The following is a 12,749-nucleotide window of genomic DNA, read 5'->3' as shown; positions in this document are numbered from 1 at the left end:
CCTTTGCGGTTTCGTGCATTTTGCAATCCGCGCGGTAAACCTGCATGCAAGATGCAAGTCCGCAAAAGGTTCCCGCGACGCATGAAAAAAAAGGGCCCCGAAGGGCCCTTTCCATGTTGCGTCTGTCGCTTAGACGCCCGAGGCTTTCGCCGCAGCAACGTCTTTGATCGACAGCTTGATACGGCCGCGGTTGTCCACGTCCAGTACCAGTACTTCGACTTCCTGGCCTTCTTTCAGGATGTCGGTGACTTTCTCGACGCGAGCATCGCTCAGCATGGAGATGTGCACCAGGCCGTCCTTGCCAGGCAGGATGTTGACGAAGGCGCCGAAGTCGACGATGCGCTCAACCTTGCCGACGTAGATCTTGCCGATCTCGGCTTCTGCGGTAATGCCCAGGATGCGCTGCTTGGCAGCTTCTGCCGCTTCCTTGGTTTCGCCGAAGATCTTGATCGAGCCATCGTCTTCGATGTCGATCGAAGCCTTGGTTTCTTCGCAGATGGCGCGAATGGTGGCGCCGCCTTTGCCGATCACGTCACGGATCTTGTCGGTGTCGATCTTCATCGCGATCATGGTCGGGGCGTTGGCCGACAGCTCGGTACGCGACTGACCGATGATCTGGTTCATCTGACCGAGGATGTTCAGGCGCGCTTCCAGGGCCTGGCCCAGGGCGATTTCCATGATCTCTTCGGTGATGCCGTTGATCTTGATGTCCATCTGCAGCGCGGTAACGCCTTTGGCGGTACCAGCTACCTTGAAGTCCATGTCGCCCAGGTGGTCTTCGTCACCGAGGATGTCGGTCAGGACCGCGAACTTGTCGCCTTCCTTGACCAGACCCATGGCGATACCGGCTACTGGCGCCTTCATCGGTACACCGGCGTCCATCAGGGCCAGGGAAGCACCGCAGACCGAAGCCATGGAGCTGGAACCGTTGGATTCGGTGATTTCCGAAACCACGCGGATGGTGTACGGGAACACGTCAGCGGCAGGCAGCATGGCCTGGACCGAACGGCGGGCCAGACGGCCGTGGCCGATTTCACGACGGCCAGCACCGCCCATGCGGCCACACTCACCTACCGAGAACGGTGGGAAGTTGTAGTGCAGCATGAAGGGGTCTTTCTTCTCGCCTTCAAGGGTGTCCAGCAGCTGGGCGTCACGGGCAGTACCCAGGGTCGCAACGACCAGGGCCTGGGTTTCACCACGGGTGAACAGCGCCGAACCGTGAGTTTTCGGCAGCACACCTACTTCGATGTTCAGCGGGCGTACGGTCTTGGTGTCGCGGCCGTCGATACGTGGCTTGCCGTTAACGATGTTTTCGCGAACGGTGCGGTATTCGATTTCGCCGAAGATGTCTTTGACTTCGGAGGCCGAAGGCTGGCCTTCTTCACCGGAGAACTTGGCAACAGCTTGGTCACGCAGCTCGCCCAGGCGCGCGTAGCGGTCAGCCTTGACGGTGATGGTGTAGCCCTGCGAAACCGCTTCGCCGAACTCGGCGCGGATGGCGTTGAACAGCTCGGTGTTGGCAACGGCAGGTTTCCAGTCCCAGGTCGGCTTGGCGGCTTCGGCAGCCAGCTCTTTGACAGCCTGGATAACAGCCTGGAATTCGTCGTGGGCGAACAGTACGGCACCCAGCATCTGGTCTTCGGTCAGCTCTTGTGCTTCCGATTCAACCATCAGTACGGCGTCGGAGGTACCGGCAACGACCATGTCCAGGCTCGAGGCAGCCAGTTGCTCGTAGGTCGGGTTCAACAGGTAGCCGGTGCTTTCATGGAAGGCAACACGGGCGGCGCCGATCGGGCCTTCGAACGGAATGCCGGAGATGGCCAGGGCAGCCGAGGTACCGATCATCGCAGCGATGTCCGGGTCGGTCTTCTTGCTGGTGGAAACCACGGTGCAGACGACCTGCACTTCGTTCATGAAGCCTTCCGGGAACAGCGGGCGGATCGGACGGTCGATCAGGCGCGAGGTCAGCGTCTCTTTCTCGGAAGGACGGCCTTCACGCTTGAAGAAGCCACCCGGGATCTTGCCGGCGGCGTAGGTCTTTTCCTGGTAGTGAACCGACAGCGGGAAGAAGCCCTTGCCTGGATCAGCCTGTTTGGCGCCTACCACAGTCACCAGCACGGTGACGTCGTTGTCGACGGTAACCAGCACGGCGCCGGTTGCCTGACGGGCAATACGGCCCGTTTCGAGAGTAACGGTCGATTGACCGAACTGGAAAGTCTTGATTACCGGGTTCACGGTTTCCTACCTTTTTCAGTGGCTCTTGGGGGAACTGGTTTCTTGCGAATTCTTGGGCAGAACGGGGAATCGGCCCCATTGACCGTCCAGATACAACACGAGGCTGGGAGCCTGGCTGCTGCGCGGTAAACCGCTCAGCACAACCAGGCTGCCAACCTCGGAGATACGCGTGGCGTGACCGACGACGATGCTGCGAAACAGCATAGCCGAAGCTTGCGACACGCCAGGCACACCACTGACCTGGCCGCTATTAGCGACGCAGGCCCAGGCGACCGATCAGGGCGCTGTAACGAGTGGTGTCTTTGCCCTTCAGGTAGTCCAGCAGCTTACGACGCTGGTTAACCATACGGATCAGGCCACGACGGGAGTGGTGGTCTTTACCGTTGGCCTTGAAGTGGCCTTGCAGCTTGTTGATGTTCGCGGTCAGCAGAGCAACCTGAACTTCCGGGCTACCAGTGTCGCCAGCGGCTTGCTGGAAGTCGGTAACGATTTGAGCTTTTTCTTCAACGCTGAGGGCCATTTGGCTTCTCCTGATAACGGATCCCGCAAGCGGGGTCCAATAGGCCAGGGACAAATCCCTGTATTAATAAAAAAGGTGTGACCGTGCCTACTGACAGCCACCCTTGATTCCGTAGGGTTCGGCAACTGCTTTACCCTGCGGTTTCGGTCATTCCGACCGAATTAGCCGACGCGGCGCAATGCGCCCGTCTTCGCTCACTTCACCGATACCGATGAAGCGCCCATTGTGATCCTGTACCCGGACCATGCCAAACTGTGGCGCGTCCGGCGCACGTACCGCCTGCCCATGCAGCCAGTAGAACGCACTGTGTTCGGACAGGCTGACCATTGGCCAGTCCTGCAAGCCGCTGTCCGATGGCATCAGGAAGCGATCGAGCGCTTCGTTGCCGCCTTCGGCGTGGGCCTGTTCGAGTTCCTCGAGGGTGACCGTCTGTGCCAGCGCGAAGGGCCCGGCCTGGGTCCTGCGCAACTCGGCGACATAGGCGCCGCAACCAAGGGCCTCGCCAATATCCTCCACCAGGGTACGGATATAGGTGCCTTTGCTGCATCCTACGCTCAACCGTGCACGGGTGCCTTCGCACTCGAGCAACTCCAAGCGGTTAATAGTAACAGAACGCGCCTCGCGCTCCACTACCTCTCCTGCACGTGCCAGCTTGTACAGCGGCTGGCCGTCACGCTTGAGCGCCGAGTACATCGGCGGTATCTGGCTGATCGGGCCACGAAAACGTGGCAGCAGGGCCTCGATGTCGGTGCGACCAACGGTCACCTCGCGGGTTCGCAGTACCTCTCCTTCGGCGTCGCCGGTGTTGGTAGTCTGCCCCATCTGCATGACGGTTTCGTAGCCCTTGTCGGAATCGAGCAGGTACTGCGAAAACTTGGTCGCTTCGCCGAAGCACAACGGCAGTACGCCGGTCGCCAACGGGTCGAGGCTACCGGTGTGGCCGGCCTTTTCCGCGTTGAGCAGCCAGCGCACTTTCTGCAGCGCGGCGTTGGAGGTAAAGCCCAGCGGCTTGTCGAGCAGGATGATGCCGCTGACGTTGCGGCGGATACGTTTGACCTGGGCCACCGCTTACTCCTTGGTGTCCGGCTCGTCAGCTTCCTTGTGCTGGCGGTCTTCGGCCACTGCACGCTCGATCAGCGCCGACAGGTGTACACCGCGGCTGACACTTTCATCGAAGTGGAAGTGCAGTTGCGGCACGCTGCGCAGTTGCATCGAACGCCCCAGGTGCAAACGCAGGAAGCTGGCAGCGCTGTTCAGTGCCTTCAGCGACTGCTGCACGGCGTCCGGGGTTTCCTCGCCCATGACGGTGATGAACACCTTGGCATGGCCCAGGTCACGGCTGACATCCACGGCGGTGATGGTCACCAGGCCGACACGCGGGTCCTTGACTTCGCGGCGGATCAGCTCGGCCAGCTCGCGCTGCATCTGATCGCCAATACGTTGGGTACGGCTATATTCTTTGGCCATTCTTGCTACCTGTAACTTAAAGCGGCAAACGCCCGGACAGACCTGAGCCTGACCGGGCGCCACCTGAAGAGGTACCGCAAGCCGCCCTGTAGCGGGCGCTTGCGGCTTGCTCGCCCTTAAAGGGTACGAGCCACCTGGACTTTCTCGAAGACTTCGATCTTGTCGCCGACCTTGACGTCGTTGTAGCTCTTGACGCCAATACCGCACTCCATGCCCGAACGGACTTCGGAGGCGTCGTCCTTGAAGCGACGCAGCGATTCCAGTTCGCCTTCGAAGATCACAACGTCGTCGCGCAGTACGCGGATCGGACGGTTGCGGTACACGGTACCCTCGATGACCATACAGCCAGCGATGGCGCCGAACTTCGGCGAACGGAACACGTCACGTACTTCGGCGACACCCAGGATGTTCTCGCGAACATCGCTGCCGAGCATACCGGTCAGGGCCTTCTTGACGTCTTCGATGATGTCGTAGATCACGTTGTAGTAACGCATATCCAGACCTTCCTGCTCGACGATCTTGCGCGCGCCGGCATCGGCACGCACGTTGAAGCCGAACAGTACTGCGTTCGAAGCCAGTGCCAGGTTGGCGTCGCTCTCGGTGATACCACCGACACCACCACCAATTACGCGCACTTGCACTTCGTCGTTGCCCAGGCCGCCGAGCGAGCCCTGCAGTGCTTCCAGAGAACCACGCACATCGGTCTTGAGAACGATGTTGAGGGTTTTCTTCTCTTCCTGACCCATGGTCTCGAAGATGTTTTCCAGCTTGCCGGCGTGAGCACGGGCCAGCTTGACCTCGCGGTACTTGCCTTGACGGAACAGGGCAACTTCGCGGGCTTTCTTCTCGTCAGCCACCACGGACAGCTCGTCACCGGCTTCCGGGGTACCGTCCAGGCCGAGGATTTCGACCGGGATCGACGGGCCGGCTTCCTTCACAGGCTTGCCGTTCTCGTCGAGCATGGCACGCACGCGGCCATAGTTGGAACCGCACAGGACCATGTCGCCCTGACGCAGGGTACCGTCCTGAACCAGGATGGTTGCCACTGGGCCACGGCCCTTGTCCAGGCGCGACTCGACCACGACACCACGACCTGGAGCGGTCGGGGTAGCCTTCAGCTCAAGGATCTCGGCCTGCAGCAGGACGGCTTCGAGCAGTTCGTCTACACCGGTACCCATCTTCGCCGAAACCTTGACGAATGGCGTGTCACCACCCCATTCCTCGGAGGTCACGCCTTCGACCGACAGTTCGTTACGGATGCGATCGAGGTCGGCACCCGGCTTGTCGATCTTGTTCACGGCAACAACCAGTGGAACGCCAGCTGCCTTGGCATGCTGCACCGCTTCACGGGTTTGCGGCATCACGCCGTCGTCCGCCGCCACCACCAGGATGACGATGTCGGTCGCCTTGGCACCACGGGCACGCATCTGGGTAAACGCAGCGTGGCCTGGGGTGTCGAGGAAGGTGACCATGCCGCGGTCGGTTTCCACGTGGTAGGCGCCGATGTGCTGGGTAATACCACCGGCTTCGCCAGCAGCAACCTTGGCACGACGGATGTAGTCGAGCAGCGAGGTCTTGCCATGGTCAACGTGACCCATGACGGTAACCACTGGCGCGCGCGACTCGGTCTGGCCTTCGAACTTCAGCGATTCGGCCAGGGAGTCTTCCAGGGCGGTATCGCTGACCAGGGTGACCTTGTGGCCCAGCTCTTCTGCGATCAGCTGAGCGGTTTCCTGGTCGAGTACCTGGTTGATGGTAACCGGGGTACCCATCTTGAACATGAACTTGACCACTTCAGCGCCCTTCACGGACATCTGGTTGGCCAGCTCGGAAACCGTGATGGTTTCGCCGATGGTCACGTCACGGATGACAGGACCGGTCGGGTTCTGGAAGCCGTGCTGGTTACGCTTCTTCAGCTTGCCCTTGCCACCGCGACCACGACGAGCGCCATCGCTCTCTTCGTCGGTAGTGCGCGGAGCGGCACGTGGAGTCGGAGCCTTTTCCTTCTCCTTGACCTTGACCTTGATCGACACACGAGGGGCCTCGCCACGACGACGGTCGTCATCACGGGTGCGGCTTTCGTTGCGACGGGTCTCGTCCTTCTTGCGCTCGGCAGCACGGGCTGCGGCGTCTTCGGACGCAGGTGCGTCAGCGACCACCGGGGCCGGTGCAGCAGCCGGGGCTGGTGCAGGCTTGGCGGCAGGCGCAGGGGCAGCAGCCGGGGCTTCGGCCGCCTGACGGCGAGCCTGCTCCTCGTTGCGCTGGCGAACTTCAGCGTCAACCTTGTCGCGAGCGGCATTTTCAGCCGCGCGACGCTCTTCCAGCTCACGCTTCTGCTCAGCCTGGATTTCTTCCGGGCTACGCTGAACGAAAACTTTCTTCTTGCGTACTTCTACGCTGATGCTCTTGCTACCGGCGACACGCAGGGTGCTGGTGGTTTTGCGCTGCAAGGTAATCTTGCGCGGCTCTTCCGCCTTGCTCTTGTGGCTGCTTTTCAAATGAGTCAGCAGGGTCTGCTTCTCATTGTCGGTCACTACCTGACCGGCGTCGGTGTGCGGCAGACCTGCCTCACGCATCTGCTGCAGCAGGCGCTCTACCGGTGCCTCGACCTCTTGGGCCAGTTCTTTCACCGTGACTTGCGTCATGCACTTCTCTCCTCAGGCCGCGCCTAATTACTCGAACCAGTGGGCTCGGGCGGCCATGATCAACTTGCCGGCACGCTCTTCGTCGATGCCGTCGATGTCGAGCAGATCGTCGATCGACTGCTCGGCCAGGTCTTCGCGGTTAACCACGCCGCGCACCGCCAGTTCAGCCGCCAGGTCCTTGTCCATGCCCTCAAGGGAGAGCAGGTCTTCGGCCGGGTGGGCGTCTGCCAGTTTTTCTTCGGTAGCGATGGCCTTGGTCAACAAACGGTCCTTGGCTCGAGCGCGGAGCTCATTGACGATATCTTCGTCAAAGCCATCGATGTTGAGCATTTCTTCCAACGGTACGTAGGCAATTTCTTCGAGGCTGGTAAAGCCTTCGTCGACCAGCACTTGGGCCAGCTCCTCGTCGACTTCCAGTTCATCGATGAAATTGCGCAGGATGTCACCGGTTTCGGCCTGTTGCTTGGCCTGGATATCCTTCTCGGTCATCACGTTCAGGGTCCAGCCGGTCAGCTGACTGGCAAGACGAACGTTCTGACCGCCACGGCCAATGGCCTGGGCCAGGTTGTCCTCGGCGACGGCGATGTCCATGGCATGGGCATCTTCATCAACGATGATCGCCGCGACTTCAGCCGGCGACATGGCGTTGATGACGAACTGCGCCGGGTTATCGTCCCACAGGACGATATCCACACGCTCACCACCCAACTCCCCGGATACGGCCTGGACGCGCGAACCCCGCATGCCGATACAGGCACCTTGCGGGTCGATGCGCTTGTCCTTGGAGCGGACGGCGATCTTGGCTCGCGAACCCGGATCACGGGAAGCGGCCATGACTTCGATCAGGCCCTCGGCAATTTCCGGCACTTCAATGCGGAAAAGCTCGATCAGCATCTGTGGCGCAGTGCGCGACAGGATCAGCTGAGGGCCACGGTTTTCAGTGCGAATTTCCTTGAGCAGCGCACGCAGGCGCACGCCAACACGGAAGGTTTCGCGCGGAATGATGTCTTCGCGGGCCAGCAAGGCCTCGGCGTTGTTGCCCAGGTCAACGATGACGTTGTCGCGGGTAACCTTTTTCACGGTACCGGAGATGATCTCGCCAACGCGTTCGCGATAGGCATCGACCACCTGGGCACGCTCGGCCTCACGGACCTTCTGCACGATGACCTGCTTGGCGGTCTGCGCGGCGATACGGCCGAACTCGATGGACTCGATCTTTTCTTCGATCACGTCACCGATTTTCGCTTCCGGGTGAGTGTCCTTGATCTTGTCCAGCCAGGTTTCGATCGCCGGATCGTCCAGGTCGTTTTCGTCGACCACGGTCCAGCGACGGAACGTCTCGTAGCTACCGGTGTGGCGGTTGATTTCCACACGCAGGTCGACTTCGTCCTCAAAACGTTTTTTGGTTGCAGTGGCCAAGGCCACTTCCAGCGCTTCGAAAATGACGCCGGGCGGTACACCTTTTTCGTTGGATACCGATTCAACAACCAGCAGTACTTCTTTGCTCATCGTACGCCTCGCCTTGCGCAAGCCATTGGGCCCGGATAGTGCGCCGGGCCCGGCACGTCTCAGTCAAAACTGGGAATAATATTGGCCTTGTCGATCGAGTCGATCGGCAGAAGGAATTCCTGGTTGTCCACCTGGACCACCACGTCCTGCTCCTCCACACCGCGGAGAAGGCCCTGGAAGTTACGACGACCCTCGAAGGGTGAGCGCAGCTTGATCTTCACTTGTTCGCCGGCATGCGAGGCAAACTGTTCCAAAGTGAACAGTGGGCGATCCATGCCGGGAGAAGACACCTCGAGGGTGTACTCACTGCTGATTGGATCTTCCACATCGAGAATGGCGCTGGCCTGACGACTGACCGCTTCGCAGTCCTCCACCAGGATGCCGCCTTCCTTGTCGATGTAGATGCGCAGTACCGAATGCTTACCCTGGGAAACGAACTCGATCCCCCAGCACTGATAGCCCAGACCCTCGACAACCGGGGCCAACAAGGCCTGCAACTGTTCTAGCTTGCTCGACACCTGAACCCCCTCGTGCATGCTGTGCAAATAAAAAATGGGCGAAGCGCCCATCCCTGAAAGCGCCGTTGGACAACGACGCCGAAAACTGTTCGGTTAGCAAAAAGCCCCTGAAAAGGGGCTCCGCTGAAGCTGGTTGCGGGGGCTGGATTTGAACCAACGACCTTCGGGTTATGAGCCCGACGAGCTACCAAGCTGCTCCACCCCGCGACAAAGCTGGGGCGAAAGTATAAGACCGAACCCTGTTGAGGGTCAAATCTTAACCTTCACCTGCAAGAAAGCCCGCTAAAGCGGGCTCTCAAGCTTCAATTGGTACCGAGAAGGGGACTCGAACCCCTACACCCTATGGGCACAACCACCTCAAGGTTGCGTGTCTACCAATTCCACCACCTCGGCAATACTACTACTTGAAACCCGTTACTTCTGCTCTTGTGCCGGAGGAGGTACATCACCCGTGTTATTGGTGGTTTCACTCTTCTGCTGCTGGAGCACCGGTACATCATCATTAACTGCCGGTTTTTGCGGCTCTTTCACTTCTAGCACAGCTGGATCTGGAAGACCTGCTTGGCTAAGCTGGTGAGCTTGTTGCTTCGCGAAGTATCCTAACCCAAGTGCTGTCAAAAAGAAAGTGGCAGCGAGTATAGCAGTGAATTTACTTAGGAACGTTGCAGAGCCTTGGCTCCCGAACACGGTATTAGAAGCACCCGCGCCGAAAGATGCACCTGCTTCAGCACCTTTACCCTGTTGCAACAGCACCAGCACTACAAGCGACAGCGCTGCCAACAGATGAAAAACAACGATGACTGTTTCCAGCATTTGTTCAGTTTCCTGCGGCGCGACAAATTGCACCGAATTCGTCTGCGTTCAGGGAAGCCCCACCAATGAGCCCCCCATCGATATCCGGCATGCCGAACAGTTCGGCCGCATTGGCCGCCTTCACGCTGCCGCCGTAGAGCAACTGCACCTTCGCAGCCACTTCAGCATCTTCTGCCGCCAGCTGGCCGCGGATGGCGGCGTGCACATCCTGGGCCTGCTGTGGCGTGGCCGTAAGGCCGGTGCCGATGGCCCATACAGGCTCATAGGCAATTACTGCATTGGCAAAAGCCTTAACACCGAATGCTTCGATGATACTGCTTAGTTGACGCCCGACAACTTCGAGCGTTTTGCCAGCCTCGCGCTCTTCAAGGGTTTCCCCGATGCAAAGCACTGGCTTCAAACCTTTGGCCTGGGCCGCTGCAAACTTGCGATTGAGCACTTCGTCGGTTTCACCAATGATCTGGCGGCGCTCCGAGTGACCAATCAACACCAACTTGCAACCTGCTTCAACCAGCTGCTCGGGAGCAACTTCCCCGGTCAGCGCACCCTGTTCGGGTTGTACAGCAGAATTCTGTGCGCCGACAGTAATTTCTTTACCTGCCAGGCCATCAACCACTTGATTGATGAACAGGGCCGGTGGAAATACCGCGACTTCCACTCCGCTCGGCAAGGCGAGATTGCTCAAGCCTTCGGTCAGCTCAGCGACGCTAGCGCGGGTACCGTGCATCTTCCAGTTACCAGCTACCATAGGGCGACGCATGCTTTACCTCGTCGGTCAAAGTGGGCGCAGATCTTACCCAACCAGATCTGCGCTGGCAAGCGCCTTCAGACACAAACTTCGCTGACCAGTTTGGCCAATGCTTCGGCATGGCCGCGCACCTGGCTTTCGTCTTCACCCTCGACCATGACCCGCACCAGCGGCTCGGTGCCGGATTTGCGCAACAGCACACGCCCACGACCGGCCAGAGCTTCGGTGACCTTGGCGCTGGCTTCCTTGACCGCCGGGTGCTCCAGCGGGTCGACCTTGCTCGCCCCGAAGCGCACATTGATCAGCACCTGCGGGCACTTGCGCAGGGCCTGACGGGCCTGGGACAGGGTCTCCCCGCGGCGCTTGAGCGCCATCAGCACCTGCAGCGCGGCGATGATCGCGTCGCCGGTAGTGGTGTGGTTGCAGCACACGACGTGGCCGGAGTTTTCGCCACCGATCAGCCACTCACGCTCCAGCAGCTCGGCCATGACGTAACGGTCGCCGACCTTGGCCCGTACAAACGGGATATCCAGGTCTTTCAGCGCAAGCTCAAGGCCCAGGTTGCTCATGAGCGTACCCACTACCCCGCCCTGCAGCTTCCCACGGTCATGCAAGTCGCGGGCGATGATGAACAGCAATTCGTCACCATCGACAATGGCGCCGGTGTGGTCGACCATCAGCACGCGGTCGCCGTCACCGTCAAAGGCGATACCGAGGTCGGCATGGCCTACCAGCACCGCAGCCTGCAGCGATTCGATATGGGTCGAGCCGCAGCCTTCGTTGATGTTCAGGCCGTCCGGCTGGGCGTGCAGCACGGTTACGTCGGCGCCTAGCTCGCGGAACACGCTTGGGGCAACCTTGTAGGTGGCACCATGGGCACAATCGACCACCAGCTTGAGGCCGGCAAAGCTGGTGCTGCTCGGTACGCTGCTCTTGCAGAATTCGATGTAGCGGCCAGCGGCATCGTTGATGCGCGAAACCTTGCCCAGCCTGCTCGACTCGACAACGGTCATCGGCTGGTCGAGCAGTTCCTCGATCATCAGCTCGACTTCATCTGGCAGCTTGGTGCCCTGCCCCGAGAAGAACTTGATGCCGTTGTCATCGTGCGGGTTGTGCGAGGCGCTGATGACGATACCGGCTTCAGCGTGGAAGGTACGTGTCAAATAGGCGATGGCCGGTGTCGGCATCGGCCCGAGCAGCATCACGTCGGCACCTGCGGCAGACAGGCCGGCCTCAAGTGCGGACTCGAACATGTAGCCGGAGATACGCGTGTCCTTACCCACCAGGACCCGACAGTGGCCCAGCTTGCGGAAGGCCATGCCGGCCGCCCAGCCAAGCTTCAGCATGAAGTCCGGTGTGATCGGGTATTCGCCGACGCGGCCACGAATGCCGTCGGTACCAAAGTATTTTCTGCTCATAGGGACTCCAAGGTTCTTATTCGGCGTTCTGCACTGCAGCGATCATGCGCACGACATCGACAGTTTCGGCCACGTCATGAACACGCAGGATGCTAGCGCCCTTGGTCATGGCCAATGCTGCCAGCGCCAGGCTGCCGTACAAACGCTCACCGACCGGACGTTCCAGCGTCAGGCCGATCATGCTCTTTCGTGAAACACCCACCAGCAGCGGCCGCCCAAGGCGATAGAGCGCTTCCATGTGTTTGAACAGGCTCAGGTTGTGCGCCAGCGTCTTGGCGAACCCGAAGCCCGGGTCAAGGATGATGCGTTCCGCCGGGATGCCTACCAATGCGCAAGCGGCCATACGCTGTTCAAGATAGCGCGCAACGTCGGCAGTCACATCGTCGTAATGCGGATTGTCCTGCATGTTGCCCGGCTCGCCACGCATATGCATCAGGCACACCGGCAGGCCGGTAGCGGCAGCAGCATCCAGGGCGCCATCACGCTCCAGACCACGCACGTCGTTGATCAGCCCGGCACCAAGGCGCGCAGACTCCCGCATGACGGCCGGCGTGGAGGTATCGACCGAGATGACCACATCGAGACGGCTGTTGATCGCCTCGACCATGGGTGCCACGCGCTCCAGCTCTTCGGTTACCGAAACGGCACGTGCACCCGGGCGGGTGGACTCGCCACCGATGTCAATCAGCGTGGCGCCAGCGGCAGCCATCGCCTCGGCATGGCGCAAGGCCTCGTCGCGCTGATTGAAGCGCCCGCCATCGGAGAAGGAATCGGGGGTGATATTGAGAATACCCATGACATGGGTACGCGACAAATCAAGAACCCGGTTGCCGCAAGGCAACCGGGTCGGGTACTGCACTGAGCTCATAGATGCCC

At 60.2% G+C, this 12,749-nt stretch carries 11 protein-coding genes and 2 tRNA genes; all 13 read right to left on the bottom strand.

Going from position 1 to position 12,749, the window contains the following annotated elements; all coding sequences use genetic code 11:
• Positions 1-129 precede the first annotated feature (129 nt).
• The 13 genes from pnp to folP all read right to left on the bottom strand — a co-directional run bounded on the left by pnp (position 130) and on the right by folP (position 12,741).
• Positions 130-2,235 carry a polyribonucleotide nucleotidyltransferase gene (pnp, locus tag ACI2KG_RS22535; RefSeq protein ID WP_400618451.1) on the bottom strand — a complete coding sequence of 702 codons (2,106 nt, stop codon included), beginning with the start codon at positions 2,233-2,235 and terminating at the stop codon, positions 130-132.
• A gap of 250 nt (positions 2,236-2,485) precedes the next feature.
• Complete coding sequence (gene rpsO / locus ACI2KG_RS22530) at positions 2,486-2,755, bottom strand: 30S ribosomal protein S15 (protein WP_012274241.1); 270 nt, start codon at positions 2,753-2,755, stop codon at positions 2,486-2,488.
• 147 nt (positions 2,756-2,902) lie between these two features.
• Positions 2,903-3,820: a tRNA pseudouridine(55) synthase TruB gene (gene truB, locus ACI2KG_RS22525; RefSeq protein ID WP_404663345.1), complete on the bottom strand. Its 918-nt coding sequence runs from the start codon at positions 3,818-3,820 to the stop codon at positions 2,903-2,905.
• Positions 3,821-3,823: 3 nt separating this feature from the next.
• Positions 3,824-4,222, bottom strand: coding sequence for a 30S ribosome-binding factor RbfA (rbfA, locus tag ACI2KG_RS22520; protein WP_201200009.1), 399 nt, complete (start codon positions 4,220-4,222; stop codon positions 3,824-3,826).
• Between the two features lie 116 nt (positions 4,223-4,338).
• Entirely contained in the window at positions 4,339-6,867 is a 2,529-nt protein-coding gene (gene infB, locus ACI2KG_RS22515; protein ID WP_404663344.1) for a translation initiation factor IF-2, read from the bottom strand.
• Between the two features lie 27 nt (positions 6,868-6,894).
• Positions 6,895-8,376, bottom strand: a complete 1,482-nt coding sequence (nusA, locus tag ACI2KG_RS22510; RefSeq protein ID WP_201200013.1) for a transcription termination factor NusA — start codon at positions 8,374-8,376, stop codon at positions 6,895-6,897.
• Positions 8,377-8,435: 59 nt separating this feature from the next.
• Entirely contained in the window at positions 8,436-8,894 is a 459-nt protein-coding gene (gene rimP / locus ACI2KG_RS22505; protein WP_400618438.1) for a ribosome maturation factor RimP, read from the bottom strand.
• Between the two features lie 130 nt (positions 8,895-9,024).
• Positions 9,025-9,101 (bottom strand) — tRNA-Met (locus ACI2KG_RS22500).
• A 100-nt stretch (positions 9,102-9,201) separates the two neighbouring features.
• Positions 9,202-9,287 (bottom strand) — tRNA-Leu (locus ACI2KG_RS22495).
• Positions 9,288-9,308: 21 nt separating this feature from the next.
• A complete protein-coding gene (gene secG, locus ACI2KG_RS22490) occupies positions 9,309-9,707 on the bottom strand; it encodes a preprotein translocase subunit SecG (RefSeq protein WP_016489169.1) in 399 nt (132 codons plus the stop codon).
• Positions 9,708-9,711: 4 nt separating this feature from the next.
• Positions 9,712-10,467, bottom strand: a complete 756-nt coding sequence (gene tpiA, locus ACI2KG_RS22485; protein WP_201200014.1) for a triose-phosphate isomerase — start codon at positions 10,465-10,467, stop codon at positions 9,712-9,714.
• A 65-nt stretch (positions 10,468-10,532) separates the two neighbouring features.
• On the bottom strand, positions 10,533-11,873 hold the full coding sequence (gene glmM, locus ACI2KG_RS22480) for a phosphoglucosamine mutase (RefSeq protein WP_404663343.1): 1,341 nt from the start codon (positions 11,871-11,873) through the stop codon (positions 10,533-10,535).
• A 16-nt stretch (positions 11,874-11,889) separates the two neighbouring features.
• Entirely contained in the window at positions 11,890-12,741 is an 852-nt protein-coding gene (folP, locus tag ACI2KG_RS22475; protein ID WP_404663342.1) for a dihydropteroate synthase, read from the bottom strand.
• Positions 12,742-12,749 lie beyond the last annotated feature (8 nt).

The sequence above is a fragment of the Pseudomonas sp. NPDC089407 genome, assembly GCF_044900445.1.
GTDB lineage: Bacteria > Pseudomonadota > Gammaproteobacteria > Pseudomonadales > Pseudomonadaceae > Aquipseudomonas.
The sequence above is the reverse complement of the archived record's forward strand: the minus strand, read 5'-3'. Positions and strand labels throughout refer to the sequence as shown.

Bases quoted from the DNA above. Each gene is read 5' to 3' on its own strand.
- glmM (WP_404663343.1), bottom strand. From the start codon at position 11,873: ATGAGCAGAAAATACTTTGGTACCGACGGCATTCGTGGCCGCGTCGGC.
- infB (WP_404663344.1), bottom strand. From the start codon at position 6,867: ATGACGCAAGTCACGGTGAAAGAACTGGCCCAAGAGGTCGAGGCACCG.
- secG (WP_016489169.1), bottom strand. From the start codon at position 9,707: ATGCTGGAAACAGTCATCGTTGTTTTTCATCTGTTGGCAGCGCTGTCG.
- nusA (WP_201200013.1), bottom strand. From the start codon at position 8,376: ATGAGCAAAGAAGTACTGCTGGTTGTTGAATCGGTATCCAACGAAAAA.
- tpiA (WP_201200014.1), bottom strand. From the start codon at position 10,467: ATGCGTCGCCCTATGGTAGCTGGTAACTGGAAGATGCACGGTACCCGC.
- rpsO (WP_012274241.1), bottom strand. From the start codon at position 2,755: ATGGCCCTCAGCGTTGAAGAAAAAGCTCAAATCGTTACCGACTTCCAG.
- rbfA (WP_201200009.1), bottom strand. From the start codon at position 4,222: ATGGCCAAAGAATATAGCCGTACCCAACGTATTGGCGATCAGATGCAG.
- folP (WP_404663342.1), bottom strand. From the start codon at position 12,741: ATGAGCTCAGTGCAGTACCCGACCCGGTTGCCTTGCGGCAACCGGGTT.